Raw genomic sequence first — 17,235 nt, forward strand, 5'->3', positions numbered from 1 at the left:
TTCTGGATGAGCAAAACGACAGATTTGCAGGACGCTAGCTTCAGAAAGCCACTACGAGAGTTCCTGTGAGAGCCTGCTTTGGACGCCCAGCCGCCGTCTTCTCCACTGAGCGTCGGCAACCAGCCTGAAGTGACCTTCGACTTTTGTGCCTTTGCAGCGACTGCAGTCCCTAAAGGCCAAGTCCCGAATCCGCGTTACCAACTACATTGTGGAGGTTCGACTTGATCGCGGCGCATTGGCGCAGTGGTCCACGATCAACTACTGCAACTGCCACCCGTTCGTGTCGCCGCAGTCGTTCCAAAATTTGCCAGTAAGCGCTCGAATCTGCGTCAGCAAATCGGCTTTCCCGTCTTCCCATTTGCTGAGATCCGCGCTTCGGAAAAGTCCCCATAGCTCCGATGGTCGCTGCCACGGATGGATCATGAAGAGGAGGCCGGCAACGGCAGAAAACTCCTTGTCCGCAAGAATGCCGATCTTGTCGAATATCCCTTCGACGCACGGCTTCCCTTCGAATTCAGGAATGCCAAGAATGGGCATCCCAATCTTGCCAAAGGCCACGGTCCAAAGATCACCGGTGACTGCCTTGGAGAACATGTAGTCGTCGGGATAAGCGGGCCGCAGGGCCTTCGGTTCAGTGAGGCGTGGCGGGATGATGCTGAGATTGATGACCAGGAACGTGTTTGGCATCGCAAACTGGTCGGCCTTAATGTTGCCGCGGACCTTCTCGAGCAGCGTGTTGATGACGCTCAACACGGTCTGATCGTGATTGATTTTGCCGCTATAGGGTTGAGCTTCTGACGTTGCCAGGGCGATGCGGGCGCCGGATCGCTGCTGTGCTTCCAAGTCAATATGGGCATCAAGCGAGGAATGTAGAGCACAAGCTATGCCTGCGTCGCCGCCAACGACCGACAGGGTCTTCACTTCAAAGCAAAATGATTGAGTACCGATAGAGGCGGAGAAGTCAGGCGTCTTCTTGTTCTGGACCTCGGGGATGCGCGTTAGTCGCAGTCCTTTCTCGATGCACAAAAGCCAAAAGTGCGCTTCGCCAAGAATCTGGGCGAACTTGTTGGATAGATGCGGGTTGACACCAAAGCTTGAATCGTCCAAAAGTGAGCTGAGCGTAGATGCATAGGTTTGAAGCTCGGGGTCTGTTGCTAGCCTAGCGTTGATGGCTGCGACAGCGCCGTTCAGATGGACAAGATAAGGGTCTTGCGCTACGACGCTCGCATTTGCCAGCACCTCTTGGAACTTCTTGACAAGCATGGGGCTCTTTTGTGGTGTTGTGAACGGTGCTCATTCTGTTCTAGAAGCCAGTCTCGCTGGCCCCCAGTGCAGATCGTCAGAAACGGTCGCTGTTGTCCGTCGAGGGCTCTACCTCCGGCAACGAAGCAGGATGGGCCGAGCCAGCAGTCATCAGCCGCAGAATTTCTCGCAGCTTGTCCAGCAGCTCGTCGAACGTGACGACCACCACGTCCCTCGACGAGTGCCGGAAAAGATCAAGCGACCGCTTTTCTTGGATTGTGCCTGGCGCCGTTCCGGCGATCACGATGCAATGGACTGCGGAGACATGGGTGTCTTTGAGTGCAGGGTCGTGCGACTTGGCCGCGAAATTGTTCAAGAGCTGAAAGCGCTGGTCGAGCACTTGCGCCATTGCGCTGGTCAGGTCCTTGTGCGGCGCGTGCAGGTCTCCACGGAACGTCTTTGCCTCAATCAGCTTGGTCGAAGGGCGTTTTATCTCAATGAGGGCGAGGCTACCGGTGAACCGCTGCGCGAACAAGAAGTCCACGATGCTCTCGCCCGCACCACGCAGCATCGTGCCGCCGACGTGCGCCTGGTCTTGGATCAGGATGACCGGATGGGGGAAGGCCAGGCCCAAGACGAAGGGGTTGGCCTTAAAGAAGGCTTGCCACTTCGGCTCGGGCAGATTCTTGCTGAGCATGCCTTCGATCTTTGCGATTAGCTCCGTCAACGTGACCTGCTCGATGACCGCCCTGAGCTCCATCAAATGCGATGGCTGCTCTGCGGCCATCTTGTCGGCGTCATCGCGAATGATCTTAGCCGCAGCAAGCCGGTCGTCCGCGCTGCGGTTTTGCACTCGTCCGCCCAGCTTGACCAGCTCGTAGATTTCACCGGGCTTTACTTTGGCGAAGCGGCGCTCGTACAGCGCAGGATCGGCGACGTGCAGCAACTCGTTGAAGGCGAGCAATTGGCGTTCGCGCAGCGACCGCGCGCGGGAGCGTGTGGTAATCGAGTCGATGGATCTCTTGATTGCCGAAAATCGGTCGATGCCCAGCTTGAACTTGGGCAGCTCGGTCGAAGCTCCGTTGCCCGACTCGAACACCAATTCGGTGATGCCGTGCATTTCAAGAATCGCATAGGGAATGAGCCGATATTCCCACTTCAAGCCAAGCCCATATTTGGCGTGGCGGCCAAAACCTGTGGGCAGGCTTTCGAGCAAACCGTCGAAGTCCCTGATGGTTTCCGGCAGCCACCATGGTTCGTCCTCCTCCGCCAGGACGGTGATCGTGGTCAGCTTGCCATACTTGGGTGACAAGAACATCGGGCGATATGAAGCCGACACCAAGGGGAACATCGTGAGCGCGCCCTCGGTCACGCGGGCGAGAAGGATGTTTTGCTGGACCTTCTCTGTCCCGCCATCTGGAAAGGCCTCGCCGTGGGCGTAGACCTCGACGCAGTTCTCGAGGCCATAGGTCGATTTCTTCAATGACACCAGCATGGCCTCAGCGTCGGGGTTGGCGCCAGGCTCAAGGCCGTCGGTCGACTTTTCTTCGCCGGCATGTTCGTCAACCGCTCCGAGAAAATCGTCTTCGCTGTCTTTGGGTTTGCCGAGTTTCTCGTCATTCTCTTGCATCATTGATTCCCCTCACCCATTGCACAAGTTGGTTCTCGTTCAGATTTTCCCCGCAAATCACACTCGATTCGGCGTAGCAGAAAGTTGAGTTGCGAGGTGAGGCTGAGGGCAGCACCGAATAGACGTGCAGCTAAAGCTGCCCTTAAATAGCTCGGCGCGGCGAGCCATGGTCGCCCGATGCATCAGCATTGCAGGCGGTCGATTCTGATCGAACACCGGTCAAATGCCTGCGGTTTCTTAGTGACTGGTGCTGCCAGCAGCGGTCATTAGGCCGGTGAATCCGAACGGCAGCAACCAGCCTGAACCGGTCGACCGGTATGGATCCCTGCCGGGCTGCTCCAAGCCGAAATCAGCCGCATGCCGGCACACTTTTCCAAGCAACCGCCGTGATCTCAGCACCTACTAGCACAAACAATATCAAGGGGGTCGCGCCGAGCCCATGCAGGGGAAGCATGCAACCTGGCAACGATGAATTTACCGACTTAGTTGGCAGGAATACCCTCTCTCCTGCATCTGTTAAGGATCGGATGAATCGCATAAAGCTCGATTGCCTGCGATGAGAGCACCAGCCACAGGAAGTCATGCCGTGTCGCTTGAGATCGCCCTCGACGAGGCCAACACCCAATGGTCAGATGCGACAAACGCGAAATGTCTTGGGCCAAGGGTGGGCCAGAAATGGGCCAAATGTGGGCCAAAAACAAAAAGGCCCACCGAAGTGGGCCTTGAAGACAAGCTAACTGCTTGATTTGATTGGTTGCGCGAGGAGGATTTGAACCTCCGACCTTTGGGTTATGAGCCCAACGAGCTACCAGACTGCTCCATCGCGCGGCAAGTGTTTATTATAGCCTACTTTAAGCAGCTGCGCCAGAATTATTTGCATCTGCCACATCAGGGCGGTCCACCAGCTCGACGAGAGCCATGGGAGCGTTGTCGCCCACGCGGAATCCCATCTTCAAAATGCGGGTGTAACCACCGGGACGCGCATTGAAGCGAGGACCCAGGTCGTTGAACAGCTTGGTCACCATGTCGCGGTCGCGCAGGCGGTCAAATGCCAGACGGCGGTTGGCGACGGTGTCGACCTTGGCCAGGGTGATCATGGGCTCGACCACGCGGCGCAATTCCTTGGCCTTGGGCAGGGTGGTCTTGATGACTTCGTGCTGCAACAGCGAATTCATCATGTTCTGCAGCATCGCAAGGCGGTGCGAGCTGGTGCGGTTGAGTTTGCGGAGTCCGTGTCCGTGGCGCATGGTGCTTTCCTTATATATCGTTCAATCGGGCAGCCGTATTAGGTACTGCCCAAGGCACTTCCCCAAAGGGGATCAAAATTATAACTTAACGCTTGTCCAAGCCGGCTGGCGGCCAGTTTTCAAGCTTCATGCCAAGGGTCAGGCCGCGCGAGGCGAGCACTTCCTTGATCTCGTTGAGCGACTTGCGACCCAAATTCGGCGTCTTGAGCAACTCATTTTCGGTGCGCTGGATCAGATCACCGATGTAGTAGATGTTCTCGGCCTTCAGGCAGTTGGCGGAACGCACGGTCAGCTCCAACTCGTCGACTGGACGCAGCAGGATCGGATCGAACGTGGCGCTGGCGCGCGTGCCCTCTTGCGGACCGAACGTGGGGATATCGCCCCCTTCCAGCTGTGCAAACACTGCCAGCTGTTCGACGAGGATCTTGGCCGATGCCCGCACGGCGTCTTCTGCCGCGATGGCACCATTGGTCTCGATCTCGACCACGAGCTTGTCCAGGTCGGTACGCTGTTCGACGCGCGCGCTTTCGACCGTGTAGCTCACACGGCGCACGGGCGAGAACGAGGCATCCAGAACGATGCGGCCAATCGACTTGGTGGAGTCGTCGGCATGGCGGCGCAGGTTGCCGGGCACGTAACCACGGCCCTTTTCCACCTTGATCTGCATGTCCAGCTTGCCGCCTTGCGACAGGTGGGCGATCACATGGTCGGGGTTGACGATCTCGACGTCGTGCGGCGTCTGGATGTCGCGCGCGGTCACGACGCCATCGCCGTCCTTGCGCAGGCTCAGGGTGACTTCATCACGGTTGTGCAACTTGAACACAACACCCTTCAGGTTCAACAAGATGTTCACCACATCTTCTTGGACGCCGTCAATGGAAGAGTATTCGTGCAGAACGCCTGCAATCGTCACTTCCGTCGCTGCGTAACCCACCATGGACGAGAGCAGGACCCGTCGAATGGCGTTGCCCAGCGTGTGTCCATAGCCGCGCTCAAACGGTTCCAGAGCGACCTTGGCACGGTTGTGGCCCAGTTGCTCTACGTTGATCGCCTTGGGTTTCAGCAAATTAGTTTGCATTCAGACTTCCTCTCAATACCCCCAGCTCGTTACACCGGTAAGGCTGGTGAAGCACCCGCACCGCGATGCCTCGCGGTGCGGGAACGGTTTTCTCGAAAATTGAGGCTGTGTACTTAACGCGAGTACAACTCAACGATCAGAGATTCGTTGATGTCGGCGCCGAACTCGTCGCGGTCAGGCACCTTCTTGAACACGCCTTCAGCCTTGTCGGCATTCACATCCACCCAGGCCGGCAAGCCCACTTGCTGCGCCAGCTGCAGCGCTTCGGCAATGCGGTTTTGCTTCTTGGACTTTTCGCGCACGGCCACCACGTCGCCGGTCTTGACCAGGTACGACGGAATGTTGACCGATTGGCCGTTCACGGTGATCGCCTTGTGCGACACGAGCTGGCGGGCTTCTGCGCGCGTGGAGCCAAAGCCCATGCGGTACACCACGTTGTCCAGGCGGCACTCCAGCAGCGACAGCAGGTTGGCACCAGTGTTGCCCTTGCGGCGTTCGGCAGCTTCGAAGTAGCGGCGGAATTGCTTTTCCAGCACGCCGTACATGCGCTTGACCTTCTGCTTTTCGCGCAGCTGCAGCCCGTAGTCGGAGGTGCGCTGACCCGAAGTGCGGCCATGCTGACCGGGCTTGGAATCGAACTTCGACTTGTCGGCAATCGAGCGGCGGGCGCTCTTGAGGAACAGGTCGGTGCCTTCACGGCGGGAGAGTTTGGCCTTGGGGCCGAGGTAACGTGCCACTTGAATATCCTTCTATGTCATCTTCCGCAAACCATTGCGGGAGCCGCCTGCGGCGTTGTGACGGGCGCAGGCGGCGGTGGGCTTGAGATCGATCAGATGCGACGGCGCTTCTGGGGACGGCAACCGTTGTGCGGGACCGGCGTCACATCGGAGATCGAGGTGATGCGGATGCCCAGGGCACCGAGGGCACGGACCGAAGATTCGCGACCTGGGCCAGGGCCCTTGATCTCGACATCGATGTTCTTGATGCCTTGTTCCATGGCGGCGCGACCGGCCACTTCCGAGGCGACCTGGGCAGCGAACGGAGTGGACTTGCGCGAGCCCTTGAAACCTTGGCCACCCGAAGATGCCCACGACAAGGCGTTGCCCTGGCGGTCGGTGATCGTGATGATGGTGTTGTTAAACGATGCGTGCACGTGTGCAATGCCGTCCGAAACGTTCTTGCGGACCTTCTTGCGCACGCGCTGCGCTGCGTTATTGGCGGGAGACTTGGCCATATTGATCTTTCAATCTTTTTATTTCTTCAGCGCTGCAGCACCCTTGCGCGGTCCCTTGCGGGTGCGGGCATTGGTGCGCGTACGCTGACCACGCATCGGCAGACCGCGGCGATGGCGGAACCCCCGATAGCAACCGATGTCCATCAAACGCTTGATGTTCATCGTTGTTTCACGGCGCAGGTCACCTTCGATGGTGAATTCGGCGATCTGGTCGCGAATTTTCTCGAGGTCAGCGTCCGTCAGATCCTTGATCTTCTTGGAATAGTCGATGCCACAAGCTTCACAGATCTTGCGTGCGCGCGTGCGCCCGATGCCAAAGATGGCGGTCAAGCCAATCTCAGCATGCTTGTGCGGCGGAATATTGATACCAGCGATACGTGCCATGTGCGTCCTCTAATACTTTCGTGATCAACCCTGGCGCTGCTTGTGGCGCTGGTCGGTGCAGATCACACGCACAACGCCCTTGCGGCGGATGATCTTGCAGTTACGGCAGATTTTCTTGACCGAAGCCGAGACTCTCATTTCATTCTCCTAAAACTGTTCATGCATTCCCGCCACCAAGGCCAAGAACACGGTCGTTGCCCGCGAAAGCTCGTGGGTCATTTAATTGACTAACCCGGTATTGTCCCATGAAGTCCGCCGACGCCGTCATGGCGTCGACCGACACGCAGAAAACACCCCAACTCAACCCGCGGCACCTGCCTTGAAGTTGGCCTTTTTCAGCAACGATTCATATTGCTGCGACATCAAGTAGTTCTGCACCTGGGCCATGAAATCCATGGTGACCACTACGATGATCAGCAACGAAGTGCCGCCAAAGTAGAACGGAACGTTGTACTTGAGGATCAGGAATTCGGGCAACAGGCACACGAAGGTGATGTACACCGCGCCTGCCAACGTCAACCGCACCAAGATCTTGTCAATGTAGCGGGCCGTCTGCTCACCTGGACGGATGCCGGGAATGAACGCACCACTCTTCTTGAGATTGTCTGCCGTTTCCCTGCTGTTAAACACCAAAGCGGTGTAGAAAAAGCAGAAAAACACGATGGCAGCCGCATAGAACATCACATAGATGGGTTGACCAGGGGTCAGAGCACCCGAGATGTCCTTCAACCAGCGCATGGACTCACCCGCACTGAACCAGTTCACCACGGTGGCCGGCAGCAGGATGATCGACGAGGCGAAGATCGGCGGGATCACTCCAGCCATGTTCAGCTTCAGGGGCAAATGGGATGACTGACCGCCATACACCTTGTTGCCTACCTGGCGCCGCGCATAGTTCACCAGAATCTTCCGCTGTCCGCGCTCGACAAAGACCACGAAGTAGGTCACCAATGCGACGACGATGACGATGAAGATCGCAGCAACAATGCTCATGGCCCCGGTGCGAACCAGTTCCAGCAGACCGCCAATCGAGCCCGGCAGTCCGGCGGCGATGCCTGCGAAGATCAGGATCGAAATACCGTTGCCCAAGCCACGCTCGGTGATCTGCTCGCCCAGCCACATCAGGAACATGGTGCCTGCCGTCAGGCTGACCACCGCTGTCATGCGAAAGCCAAATCCCGGTGCCAGAACCAAACCTGCAGAACTCTCCAGCGCTACGGCAATGCCCAGCGACTGGAACAGCGCCAAGCCCAAGGTGCCATAGCGGGTGTACTGGGTGATCTTGCGGCGCCCTGCCTCGCCTTCCTTCTTCAATTGCTCGAAGGTTGGAACGGCATAGGTCATGAGCTGCATGATGATCGACGCCGAGATATACGGCATGATCCCCAGTGCGAACACCGTGAAGCGCGACAAGGCGCCACCCGAGAACATGTTGAACAGGTTCAGAATGCCGCCCTGCTGGCCACTGAACAGCTGCTGGAGCTGCGTTGGATCGATTCCCGGAACGGGGATATGCGCCCCGACACGGTAAACAACCAACGCCAGCAAGAGAAAAACCAGTCGGCGACGCAGGTCGCCGAACTTGCCGGTCTTTGCAATTTGAGCTGCGTTAGTAGCCACTGGTGCGTTCCTTCAGACTCAGGCTACGCTGCCACCAGCGGCTTCAATCGCTGCCTTGGCTCCAGCGGTTGCGCCGATGCCATTGAGCTTGACTGCCGTGCCGATTTCACCGCTCTTGATGACCTTGACCACACGGATCAGTTCACCGACGAGACCGGCTTGCTTGAGCGCCAGCATGTCCACTTCGGCCAGGCCGAGCTGGCCGAGGGCCGTCAGCGTGACTTCTGCATTGAACTTGAGCGTTTGCGACTTGAAGCCACGCTTGGGCAGACGGCGCTGCAGAGGCATTTGACCGCCTTCGAAGCCCACCTTGTGGTAGCCACCCGAACGCGACTTCTGACCCTTGTGGCCACGGCCAGCGGTCTTGCCCAGACCCGAGCCAATGCCCCGGCCCACGCGGCGCTTGGCGTGCTTGGCTCCGTCTGCGGGCTTGATGTTATTGAGTTCCATCATCGACCTCTCAGAGGATCTTGACCAGATAACTGATCTTGTTAATCATGCCGCGCACTTCAGGGCTGTCCTGGAGTTCGCTGACACTGTTGAGCTTGCGCAGGCCCAGACCACGCACGGTGGCGCGGTGGGATTCTTTCGTGCCGATCGGGCTGCGAACCAGCTGGATCTTCACGGTTTGTTGTGTAGACATTGTCACAGCTCCTGTCAGACGAAGAGGTCTTCGACCGATTTGCCGCGCTTGGCTGCCACGTCACCGGGGGTGGTGGAGTTGGTGAGCGCGTCAAACGTGGCACGGACCATGTTGTAAGGGTTGGAGGACCCGTGGCTCTTGGCCACGATATCCGTCATGCCCATCACTTCGAACACGGCGCGCATGGGGCCGCCAGCGATGATGCCGGTACCCTTGGGGGCCGGTGCCATCATCACAAATGCTGCGCCATGGTGGCCCGTGACCTGGTGGTGGATGGTGCCGTTCTTGAGCGACACCTTGACCATGTTGCGACGGGCCTCTTCCATGGCCTTCTGCACTGCAGCCGGCACTTCCTTGGACTTGCCCTTGCCCATGCCGACGCGGCCATCGCCATCACCGACAACGGTCAAGGCAGCGAAACCAAGGATACGACCGCCCTTCACGACTTTGGTGACGCGGTTGACCGCGATCATCTTCTCGCGCATTCCGTCGTCGGCACCTGCGTCTTGGACTCGGGGTTGAAATTTAGCCATTTTTTTATCCGTTCCGCTTAGAACTGCAGACCAGCCTCACGGGCGGCGTCGGCCAAAGCCTTGACGCGGCCGTGGTAGGCAAAACCTGCACGATCAAATGCAACCTTCTCAACGCCTGCGGCCTTGGCCTTTTCGGCGATGCGCTTACCGATGATTTGCGCTGCGGCGGCATTGCCACCCTTGCCTGCGCCGCCGAGCGACTTGCGCACGTCGGCTTCGGCGGTGGAGGCAGCGGCGAGCACCTTGCTGCCGTCGCCCGAAATCACCGTAGCGTAAATATGGAGGTTCGTGCGGTTCACGGTCAGTCGCGCCACGCCTTGCTGTGCAATGCGGATGCGGGTCTGGCGTGCCCGACGAAGACGCTGCTCTTTCTTGGTCAACATAATGCAGCTCCTTATTTCTTCTTGGTCTCTTTGATCGTGATCTTTTCGCCCGTATAACGGATGCCCTTGCCCTTGTAAGGCTCGGGCGGACGAATAGCACGGATCTCGGCGGCGATCTGGCCGACCACCTGGCGGTTGGCGCCCTTGATCACCACTTCAGTGGGGGTCGGCGTGGCCACGGTGATGCCCGCGGGCATGACCTTGTTGACCGGGTGCGAGAAGCCCACGGACAGGTTCAGGTTGGCACCGCTGGCTTGCGCCTTGAAACCCACGCCGATGAGCGTGAGCTTCTTTTCAAAGCCTGCGCTGACACCCTGCACCATGTTGTTGACCAACTGGCGAATGGTGCCGCTCATGGCATTGGCTTGGCGGGACGCATCGGCCGGCTCGAAAGAGAGCTTGCCGTCGGTGCTGGTCACTTTGACCAGCGCGTTTTGCGCCATGGACAGGAGACCGCCAGCGCCCTTGACGCTGATCTGGTCATCCTTGATCGACACATCCACGCCTGCGGGGATGGTGACCGGCATTTTTCCTACACGGGACATTTCAGTTTCTCCTCAATGTCTCGGGTTAAGCCACGTAGCAAAGAACTTCGCCACCGACACCGGTTGCGCGTGCTTTGCGGTCGGTCATCACACCCTTGGGGGTGGTGACAATTGCCACGCCGAGGCCATTCATGACCTGGGGGATGGCATCGCGACCCTTGTACACGCGCAGGCCAGGGCGGCTCACGCGCTCGATGCGCTCGATCACGGGGCGACCCGCGTAGTACTTCAGGGCGATTTCAATTTCAGATTTGCCGGCTTCGGTCTTGACCTGGAATCCGTCAATGTAGCCCTCGTCCTTCAGCACCTGGGCGATGGCGATCTTCACTTTGGAAGATGGCACCACCACGGTGGCCTTGGAAACCATTTGGGCATTGCGGATGCGGGTCAGCAAGTCAGCGATGGGATCACTCATGCTCATGTTGTATCTCTCCTGCCTGCTTACCAGCTGGCCTTGGTGACACCGGGGATGTCGCCTGCGAAAGCCAGTTCGCGGATCTTGGCGCGGGCCAAGCCGAATTGACGGAAAGTACCGCGGGGGCGACCGGTGATTTCGCAACGGTTGCGCTGGCGCGTCGGGTTGGCATTGCGTGGGAGCTTCTGCAAGCCCAGGCGGGCTGCTTCACGCTCTTCGTCGCTGCGCTTGACGTCGGTGGCGATAGCCTTCAGTTCAGCGTGCTTCGCTGCATACTTGGCCACCAGTTTTTCGCGCTTGAGTTCGCGCTGGATCAGAGCTACTTTAGCCATACGCTGCCTCAGTTCTTGAACGGAAAACGGAAGCCAGCGAGCAGTGCCTTGCACTCTTCGTCAGACGTAGCCGTCGTGGTGATGCTGATATTGAGACCGCGCAGGGCGTCGACCTTGTCGTACTCAATTTCAGGGAAGATGATCTGCTCTTTCACGCCGACGTTGTAGTTGCCGCGGCCGTCGAAAGCGCGTCCGGAGATACCGCGGAAGTCACGCACACGGGGCAGGGCCACGGTGACGAAACGGTCGAGGAATTCGTACATCTGAACGCCGCGCAGGGTAACCATGCAACCGATGGCCTGGCCTTCGCGGATCTTGAAACCGGCGATAGCCTTCTTGGCCTTGGTGACCACGGGCTTCTGGCCGGCGATCTTGGTCAGGTCGGCAACTGCGTTGTCCATGACCTTCTTGTCTGCGACTGCTTCGCTCACACCCATGTTGAGCGTGATCTTGGTCAGGCGCGGAACCTGCATAGGCGAGGTGTAACCGAACTGCTCCATCAGGGCAGGGGCCACTTTTTCGCGGTAGTGTTGTTGGAGTCGTGCCATTTTTTACCCCTTAGGCCGTCTTGATTTCAGCGCCGCTGGACTTGAACACGCGCACGTGCTTGCCATCCGCCTGCAGCTTGATACCGACGCGGTCACCCTTGCCCGTGGCGGCGTTGAAGATCGCCACGTTGGACTGGTGGATCGGCATCGCCTTTTCCACGATGCCGCCGGTCGTACCCTTCATGGGGTTTGGCTTGACGTGCTTCTTGACCAGGTTGATGCCATCCACCACCAGGTGGGAGTCATCCTTGCGCAGCGAAACCACGCCACGCTTGCCCTTGTCGCGCCCGGTGATCACGACGACTTCGTCGCCCTTGCGAATCTTGTTCATCGCACCGTCCTTAGAGAACTTCAGGAGCCAGGGACACGATCTTCATGAACTTTTCGGTGCGCAGCTCGCGCGTCACCGGTCCAAAGATACGGGTGCCAATGGGCTCCAGCTTTGCATTGAGCAACACCGCAGCGTTGCCATCGAATTTCACGAGCGAGCCATCGCCACGGCGAATGCCCTTGGCGGTGCGCACCACCACAGCACTGTAGACCTCGCCTTTTTTGACGCGGCCACGGGGTGCGGCTTCCTTGACGCTCACCTTGATAATGTCACCCACGCTGGCGTAACGACGACGCGAACCGCCGAGCACCTTGATGCACAGGACGGACTTCGCGCCGGTGTTGTCGGCAACGTCTAACCGAGTTTCTGTCTGGATCATTTCAATATTCCCAACTTGCACCAGAAGACAAACAGCCCCAGAGAACTTCTCAAGGGCCGGAGATCAGCCAGTCAGTCTTGGGCCCGTCGTCCACGCCGCAAACCATTTGCAGCGCTTCCTGCTGGGCAGAAACTTCGCTTTTTTAACAGCGAAGCCCGCTATTTTTGCAAAAAACGCAAGCGCCGTCAAGCACTTTGCGCGCCGACTCAGGCCGGGACGTGCAAATACTGCGCGGTCAGGGCGACAAACGCGTCCAGCTGCGGGTCGGCACCGGTCTCCTGCTCCAGCAGCGCGGCCACGGCCGGCGCGAGCGCCGCGGCCTCGCGCGCGTCGAGGAACAGCAGGCGCCAGCGCCGCGCCAGCACGTCTTCGACGGTGCGGGCGTATTCGTGGCGCGCCGCAAAGCGCACCATGGCCTCGGTGATGCCGGCGCCCAGCAGCGTATCGGCGCCGGGCAGCTGGCGCGCGGCGTCGGCTTCCGAGCCATAGGAGTGCCAGCCTTGGGCATCGCACATGCGGTGCCGCACCGGCCCGGTGGGCGCGCCCACCAGGGGCAGGTGGACGGTGACACCGCCCGGGCGCACATCGAGCAGGCCCGAGCTGAAGCATTTTTGCAACACATCCTCGGCCATCGCGCGGTAGGTGGTCCATTTGCCGCCCGTCACGGTGACCAGGCCGCTTTTGCTGGCCAGCACGGTGTGCTCGCGGCTCAGGCTCTTGGTGTGGTTGCCGTCGTCGTCCTGGGGCTTGACCAGCGGGCGCAGGCCCACCCAGAGGCTGCGGATGTCCTGCGCCGTGGGCGCGCGGCTGAGGTAGCGCGCCGATTCGCGCAGGATGAAGTCCACTTCCTCGTGGAACGGCAGCGGTTCGTACTCGATGTTGTGGCGCGGGCTGTCGGTGGTGCCGAGGATCAGCTTGCCCAGCCACGGCACGGCAAACAGCACGCGCCCGTCGGCCGTTTTGGGCACCATGAGCGCGTGGCTGGACGGCAGGAACTCGCGGTCGACGACGATGTGCACGCCCTGGCTCGGCGCCACGATCGGCTTGACCGACCGGCCCGTGGCCTCGCCGTCCTGCTGGCGCAGCGCGTCGACCCAGACGCCCGTGGCATTGACCACGCAGCGCGCGCGCAGCGTATGGCGCTGGCCGGTTTCCGTGTCCTCGCAGACCACACCGGCGATGCGCCCGTCCTCGTGCACCAGCTCCTTGGCGGCGCAGTAGTTGACCAGCAGCGCGCCGCGGCTGGCGGCCGTGCGTGCCAGCGCAAGCGCCAGGCGCGCATCGTCGAACTGGCCGTCCCAGTATTTGACGCCGCCCTTGAGCCCGGCGGCGCGCGCCGTGGGCAGGCACTGGAGGGTGCGCTCGCGCCCGAGGAATTCGGTCGCGCCGAGCCCGGCCTTGCCCGCGAGCGCGTCGTACATCTTCAGGCCGACGCCGTAGAACGGCGACTCCCAGCAGTGGTAGGACGGCATGACGAACGCCAGCGGCTGCGCCAAGTGCGGTGCGTTGTGCAGCAAGGTCGTGCGCTCGTGCAGCGCCTCGCGCACCAGCGCGATATTGCCCTGCGCCAGGTAGCGCACGCCACCGTGCACTAATTTTGTAGCGCGCGAAGACGTGCCCTTGGCGAAGTCGTGCGACTCGATCAGCGCCACGCTGAAGCCGCGCGCCGCCGCGTCCAGCGCCACGCCCAGGCCCGTGGCCCCGCCGCCGATGACGACCAGGTCGTAGACACGCGGCTGCGCCAGTTGCGCCAACAGGTCGGCGCGGCGGGTGGGTAACGGCAGTGGAACAGTGGTCATGGAGCAAACATCCCTGCGCGAACGCATGAGGAGAAAAATTGGAGGGTTACCCTCTGTCACGATTGTGCCCCGATCAGCGCCAGCGCTGCCGGGAGGCGACCGCCCAGAGGATTCATCAAAAAAGTGAGCTGCCAGCGATTGTGTTGACCTGGTTTCGTGGTGATTTCTATCGGAAACCGAATAAAGGCATACGCTGTCTGCTATCAATTAAGGAGCAAGCCAGCCGTGGACCCGGCATGGGCCAGGCCCGCCGGGCGCACGCCGTCGGCGCACACGCTGCTCTCAGGCGTTGGGCGGCGCCTGGCGCCGCCCTATTTTCGATATTTTTCATTTTTTGTTCTTTTTGGTTCGTATTAAACCAATACTACCGCCTGGAATTTTCTTTTTCGTTCGATTGAAAGCCATGGCCCCCCGTTCAGCCCCCACCGATGCCCGCGTGAACGCCCCTCCCCGCCACCTGCGGCTGCTCGAGGAAGTGCGCGCCCGGCAGTCCGCCACCGTCGAGCAGCTGGCCGACACCCTGGGCGTGACCTTGCAGACCGTGCGCCGCGACGTGCAGCGCCTGGCCGAGGCCGGGCTGCTCATGCGCTTCCACGGCGGCGTGCGCGTGCCCAGCTCGACGGTCGAGAACCTCGCGCACACGCAGCGCGAGGCGCTGCACGCCGCGGGCAAGGCGCGCATCGCGCAGGCCGTGGCGCAGCAGGTGCCGCACGGCTGCTCGCTGATCCTCAACATCGGCACCACCACCGAGGCCGTGGCCCGGGCGCTGCTGCAGCACCGGGGCCTGCGCGTGATCACGAACCACCTCAACGTGGCCGCCATCCTCAGCAGCAACCCCGACTGCGAAGTGATCGTCGCCGGCGGCGTGGTGCGCGCGACCGACCGCGGCATCGTCGGCGAGTCGGCGGTGGACTTCATGCGCCAGTTCAAGGTCGACATCGCGGTTATCGGCATCTCGGGCATCGAGGCCGACGGCTCGCTGCGCGACTACGACTACCGCGAGGTCAAGGTGGCGCAAACCATCATCGAGCACGCGCGCGAGGTCTGGCTGGCCGCCGACCACAGCAAGTTCCACCGCCCTGCCCTGGTGCAGCTGGCGACGCTGGCGCAGATCGACCGCCTGTTCACCGACGCGCCCCCGCCCGAGCCCTTTCCTGCGCTGCTGCACGAGGCGCAGGTCGCCTGCACCGTGGCGGGATGACGGATACCCCCTGCGTCGCTTCGCGCCTTCCCCCCCCAGGGGGACGACGCCAGCGCGGCGGGGCGGCCCTTGCGCGGCGTCCGCTGGCCTGGGCCGTGCCCGTTTCGAGCGCTGCGGGAGCCCACCGCACCATGAAACCTTGATACCTTCTGCACCATGACCTACCTTCTCGCCCTCGACCAAGGCACCTCCAGCTCGCGCAGCATCGTGTTCGATGCGCGCGGCAGCATCGTCGCCCAGGCGCAGCTCGAGCTGCCGCAGATCTACCCGCGCCCCGGCTGGGTCGAACACGACCCGATGGAGATCTGGCGCACCCAGCGCGCCACCGCACAGGCGGCGCTGGCCCAGGCCGGCATTGCCGCAAGCGCCGTGCGCGCGGTTGGCATCACCAACCAGCGCGAGACCACCGTGCTCTGGAACCGCGCCACCGGCCAGCCGCTGCACCACGCGATCGTCTGGCAGGACCGCCGCGCCGAGCCCGCCTGCGCCGACCTGCGCGCGCGCGGCCTGGCTGCCACCGTCCAGCAGAAGACCGGGCTGCTGATCGATGCGTACTTCTCGGGCACCAAGCTGCAGTGGCTGCTCGACCATGTGCCCGGCGCGCGCGCACAGGCCGAGCGCGGCGAGCTGGCCTTTGGCACGGTCGACAGCTGGCTGGTCTGGAACCTCACGCAGGGCGCGCGCCACGTGACCGACGTGAGCAACGCCAGCCGCACCATGCTGTTCAATGTGCACACCAACCGGTGGGACGACGAGCTGCTGGCGCTGCTGCGCATTCCGCGCGCGCTGATGCCCGAGGTGCTGCCGTCGGCGGCCGACTTCGGCCACACGCACGCCGACGTGCTGGGCAGCGCGATCGCCATCGGCGGCGTGGCCGGCGACCAGCAGAGCGCGCTGTTTGGCCAGGCGTGTTTTTCCGCCGGCATGGCCAAGAACACCTATGGCACGGGGTGCTTCACGCTGATGCACACCGGCGAGCGCTTCCAGACCTCGACCAACGGCCTGCTGACGACCAGCGCCGCGCAGACCAGCGCGCGGCCCGAATTCGCTATGGAGGGCAGCGTGTTCGTCGGCGGCGCCGTGGTGCAGTGGCTGCGCGACGGCCTGCGCGCCATCGATTCGAGCAGCGAGGTGCAGGCGCTGGCCGAGAGCGTGCCCGACGCGGGCGGCGTGGTGATGGTGCCGGCCTTCACGGGCCTGGGCGCGCCGTACTGGAAGCCCGAGGCCCGCGGCAGCATCACGGGCCTGACGCGCGGCACGACGCTCGCGCACATCGCGCGCGCCGCGCTCGAGAGCATCGCCTACCAGAGCGCCGCGCTCCTGCAGGCCATGGGCCGCGACGCCGTGGCCGCGGGCGGGCGGCCGGTGAGCGAGCTGCGCGTGGACGGCGGCGCCTGCGTCAACGACCTGCTGATGCAGTTCCAGGCCGACCTGCTGGGCATTCCGGTGGTGCGCCCCGCCGTCATCGAGACCACGGCGCTGGGCGCGGCCTACCTGGCCGGGCTCTCGAGCGGCGTCTATGCGGACACCGACGAGCTGGCGCAGCTGTGGCGCGCCGAGCGCCGCTTCCTGCCCACCATGGCCGCGGCGCAGGCGCAAGAGCGCATGGCGCACTGGGAACACGCGGTGCGCCAGGCCACGCTCGCGTAGGCCGGTGGCGGCGGCCGCTTCGGGCGCGCGAGCCGCTACCA

Annotated in this window: 22 protein-coding genes and 1 tRNA gene; 2 read left to right on the forward strand and 21 right to left on the reverse strand. The window is 61.6% G+C overall.

Annotated features, from left to right (window positions below; translation table 11 throughout):
- Positions 1–258: 258 nt before the first annotated feature.
- From B2J86_RS10740 to B2J86_RS10840, 21 genes are all read right to left on the reverse strand, one after another.
- The gene (locus B2J86_RS10740) at positions 259–1,263 is read right to left on the reverse strand and encodes a hypothetical protein (RefSeq protein ID WP_173025544.1); all 1,005 of its coding nucleotides are present in this window, start codon (positions 1,261–1,263) and stop codon (positions 259–261) included.
- A 76-nt stretch (positions 1,264–1,339) separates the two neighbouring features.
- The gene (locus tag B2J86_RS10745) at positions 1,340–2,872 is read right to left on the reverse strand and encodes a Shedu immune nuclease family protein (RefSeq protein ID WP_173025545.1); all 1,533 of its coding nucleotides are present in this window, start codon (positions 2,870–2,872) and stop codon (positions 1,340–1,342) included.
- Between the two features lie 751 nt (positions 2,873–3,623).
- Positions 3,624–3,700, reverse strand: a tRNA-Met gene (locus tag B2J86_RS10750).
- 23 nt (positions 3,701–3,723) lie between these two features.
- The gene (gene rplQ, locus B2J86_RS10755; protein ID WP_169635428.1) at positions 3,724–4,119 is read right to left on the reverse strand and encodes a 50S ribosomal protein L17; all 396 of its coding nucleotides are present in this window, start codon (positions 4,117–4,119) and stop codon (positions 3,724–3,726) included.
- Positions 4,120–4,204: 85 nt separating this feature from the next.
- A complete protein-coding gene (gene rpoA / locus B2J86_RS10760; RefSeq protein ID WP_169169082.1) occupies positions 4,205–5,197 on the reverse strand; it encodes a DNA-directed RNA polymerase subunit alpha in 993 nt (330 codons plus the stop codon).
- Between the two features lie 113 nt (positions 5,198–5,310).
- Positions 5,311–5,934, reverse strand: a complete 624-nt coding sequence (rpsD, locus tag B2J86_RS10765) for a 30S ribosomal protein S4 (RefSeq protein WP_169169081.1) — start codon at positions 5,932–5,934, stop codon at positions 5,311–5,313.
- Positions 5,935–6,026: 92 nt separating this feature from the next.
- A complete protein-coding gene (gene rpsK, locus B2J86_RS10770; protein ID WP_169169080.1) occupies positions 6,027–6,431 on the reverse strand; it encodes a 30S ribosomal protein S11 in 405 nt (134 codons plus the stop codon).
- An 18-nt stretch (positions 6,432–6,449) separates the two neighbouring features.
- A complete protein-coding gene (rpsM, locus tag B2J86_RS10775) occupies positions 6,450–6,815 on the reverse strand; it encodes a 30S ribosomal protein S13 (protein ID WP_169169079.1) in 366 nt (121 codons plus the stop codon).
- A 24-nt stretch (positions 6,816–6,839) separates the two neighbouring features.
- Complete coding sequence (gene rpmJ / locus B2J86_RS10780; protein ID WP_003050535.1) at positions 6,840–6,953, reverse strand: 50S ribosomal protein L36; 114 nt, start codon at positions 6,951–6,953, stop codon at positions 6,840–6,842.
- Positions 6,954–7,115: 162 nt separating this feature from the next.
- Positions 7,116–8,435 carry a preprotein translocase subunit SecY gene (gene secY / locus B2J86_RS10785; RefSeq protein ID WP_169169078.1) on the reverse strand — a complete coding sequence of 440 codons (1,320 nt, stop codon included), beginning with the start codon at positions 8,433–8,435 and terminating at the stop codon, positions 7,116–7,118.
- An 18-nt stretch (positions 8,436–8,453) separates the two neighbouring features.
- Positions 8,454–8,885, reverse strand: a complete 432-nt coding sequence (gene rplO / locus B2J86_RS10790) for a 50S ribosomal protein L15 (RefSeq protein ID WP_169169121.1) — start codon at positions 8,883–8,885, stop codon at positions 8,454–8,456.
- 10 nt (positions 8,886–8,895) lie between these two features.
- Entirely contained in the window at positions 8,896–9,078 is a 183-nt protein-coding gene (gene rpmD / locus B2J86_RS10795) for a 50S ribosomal protein L30 (protein ID WP_169169077.1), read from the reverse strand.
- Positions 9,079–9,092: 14 nt separating this feature from the next.
- Positions 9,093–9,611, reverse strand: coding sequence for a 30S ribosomal protein S5 (gene rpsE / locus B2J86_RS10800; protein WP_173025546.1), 519 nt, complete (start codon positions 9,609–9,611; stop codon positions 9,093–9,095).
- Between the two features lie 17 nt (positions 9,612–9,628).
- Positions 9,629–9,994: a 50S ribosomal protein L18 gene (gene rplR / locus B2J86_RS10805; RefSeq protein WP_169169075.1), complete on the reverse strand. Its 366-nt coding sequence runs from the start codon at positions 9,992–9,994 to the stop codon at positions 9,629–9,631.
- A gap of 11 nt (positions 9,995–10,005) precedes the next feature.
- The gene (gene rplF / locus B2J86_RS10810) at positions 10,006–10,539 is read right to left on the reverse strand and encodes a 50S ribosomal protein L6 (RefSeq protein WP_173025547.1); all 534 of its coding nucleotides are present in this window, start codon (positions 10,537–10,539) and stop codon (positions 10,006–10,008) included.
- Positions 10,540–10,564: 25 nt separating this feature from the next.
- The gene (gene rpsH, locus B2J86_RS10815) at positions 10,565–10,960 is read right to left on the reverse strand and encodes a 30S ribosomal protein S8 (protein WP_169169073.1); all 396 of its coding nucleotides are present in this window, start codon (positions 10,958–10,960) and stop codon (positions 10,565–10,567) included.
- Between the two features lie 20 nt (positions 10,961–10,980).
- Positions 10,981–11,286: a 30S ribosomal protein S14 gene (gene rpsN / locus B2J86_RS10820; protein ID WP_169169072.1), complete on the reverse strand. Its 306-nt coding sequence runs from the start codon at positions 11,284–11,286 to the stop codon at positions 10,981–10,983.
- A gap of 8 nt (positions 11,287–11,294) precedes the next feature.
- Positions 11,295–11,834 (reverse strand): 50S ribosomal protein L5, encoded by a 540-nt coding sequence (rplE, locus tag B2J86_RS10825; RefSeq protein WP_169169071.1) that lies wholly within the window; start codon positions 11,832–11,834, stop codon positions 11,295–11,297.
- A gap of 10 nt (positions 11,835–11,844) precedes the next feature.
- On the reverse strand, positions 11,845–12,165 hold the full coding sequence (gene rplX, locus B2J86_RS10830) for a 50S ribosomal protein L24 (RefSeq protein ID WP_173025548.1): 321 nt from the start codon (positions 12,163–12,165) through the stop codon (positions 11,845–11,847).
- 10 nt (positions 12,166–12,175) lie between these two features.
- A complete protein-coding gene (gene rplN / locus B2J86_RS10835) occupies positions 12,176–12,544 on the reverse strand; it encodes a 50S ribosomal protein L14 (protein ID WP_169169069.1) in 369 nt (122 codons plus the stop codon).
- Positions 12,545–12,750: 206 nt separating this feature from the next.
- Complete coding sequence (locus B2J86_RS10840; protein ID WP_173025549.1) at positions 12,751–14,343, reverse strand: glycerol-3-phosphate dehydrogenase/oxidase; 1,593 nt, start codon at positions 14,341–14,343, stop codon at positions 12,751–12,753.
- 436 nt (positions 14,344–14,779) lie between these two features.
- On the opposite strand from B2J86_RS10840, the gene B2J86_RS10845 reads away from it, so the two are divergent.
- The gene (locus B2J86_RS10845) at positions 14,780–15,544 is read left to right on the forward strand and encodes a DeoR/GlpR family DNA-binding transcription regulator (RefSeq protein WP_173025563.1); all 765 of its coding nucleotides are present in this window, start codon (positions 14,780–14,782) and stop codon (positions 15,542–15,544) included.
- Positions 15,545–15,700: 156 nt separating this feature from the next.
- Positions 15,701–17,194, forward strand: coding sequence for a glycerol kinase GlpK (gene glpK, locus B2J86_RS10850; RefSeq protein WP_173025550.1), 1,494 nt, complete (start codon positions 15,701–15,703; stop codon positions 17,192–17,194).
- The last annotated feature ends 41 nt before the right edge of the window (positions 17,195–17,235 follow it).

The organism is Acidovorax sp. SRB_14 (assembly GCF_012932145.1).
In the GTDB taxonomy this organism is placed as follows: Bacteria; Pseudomonadota; Gammaproteobacteria; order Burkholderiales; family Burkholderiaceae_C; genus Simplicispira.

Bases quoted from the DNA above. Each gene is read 5' to 3' on its own strand.
- rpoA (WP_169169082.1), bottom strand. From the start codon at position 5,197: ATGCAAACTAATTTGCTGAAACCCAAGGCGATCAACGTAGAGCAACTG.
- rplO (WP_169169121.1), bottom strand. From the start codon at position 8,885: ATGGAACTCAATAACATCAAGCCCGCAGACGGAGCCAAGCACGCCAAG.
- B2J86_RS10745 (WP_173025545.1), bottom strand. From the start codon at position 2,872: ATGCAAGAGAATGACGAGAAACTCGGCAAACCCAAAGACAGCGAAGAC.
- B2J86_RS10740 (WP_173025544.1), bottom strand. From the start codon at position 1,263: ATGCTTGTCAAGAAGTTCCAAGAGGTGCTGGCAAATGCGAGCGTCGTA.
- rplE (WP_169169071.1), bottom strand. From the start codon at position 11,834: ATGGCACGACTCCAACAACACTACCGCGAAAAAGTGGCCCCTGCCCTG.
- glpK (WP_173025550.1), top strand. From the start codon at position 15,701: ATGACCTACCTTCTCGCCCTCGACCAAGGCACCTCCAGCTCGCGCAGC.
- rpsH (WP_169169073.1), bottom strand. From the start codon at position 10,960: ATGAGCATGAGTGATCCCATCGCTGACTTGCTGACCCGCATCCGCAAT.
- rpmJ (WP_003050535.1), bottom strand. From the start codon at position 6,953: ATGAGAGTCTCGGCTTCGGTCAAGAAAATCTGCCGTAACTGCAAGATC.
- rpsE (WP_173025546.1), bottom strand. From the start codon at position 9,611: ATGGCTAAATTTCAACCCCGAGTCCAAGACGCAGGTGCCGACGACGGA.
- rpsN (WP_169169072.1), bottom strand. From the start codon at position 11,286: ATGGCTAAAGTAGCTCTGATCCAGCGCGAACTCAAGCGCGAAAAACTG.
- rplN (WP_169169069.1), bottom strand. From the start codon at position 12,544: ATGATCCAGACAGAAACTCGGTTAGACGTTGCCGACAACACCGGCGCG.
- rplX (WP_173025548.1), bottom strand. From the start codon at position 12,165: ATGAACAAGATTCGCAAGGGCGACGAAGTCGTCGTGATCACCGGGCGC.
- B2J86_RS10840 (WP_173025549.1), bottom strand. From the start codon at position 14,343: ATGACCACTGTTCCACTGCCGTTACCCACCCGCCGCGCCGACCTGTTG.
- rplF (WP_173025547.1), bottom strand. From the start codon at position 10,539: ATGTCCCGTGTAGGAAAAATGCCGGTCACCATCCCCGCAGGCGTGGAT.
- rpsK (WP_169169080.1), bottom strand. From the start codon at position 6,431: ATGGCCAAGTCTCCCGCCAATAACGCAGCGCAGCGCGTGCGCAAGAAG.
- rpsM (WP_169169079.1), bottom strand. From the start codon at position 6,815: ATGGCACGTATCGCTGGTATCAATATTCCGCCGCACAAGCATGCTGAG.
- rplQ (WP_169635428.1), bottom strand. From the start codon at position 4,119: ATGCGCCACGGACACGGACTCCGCAAACTCAACCGCACCAGCTCGCAC.
- rpmD (WP_169169077.1), bottom strand. From the start codon at position 9,078: ATGTCTACACAACAAACCGTGAAGATCCAGCTGGTTCGCAGCCCGATC.
- rplR (WP_169169075.1), bottom strand. From the start codon at position 9,994: ATGTTGACCAAGAAAGAGCAGCGTCTTCGTCGGGCACGCCAGACCCGC.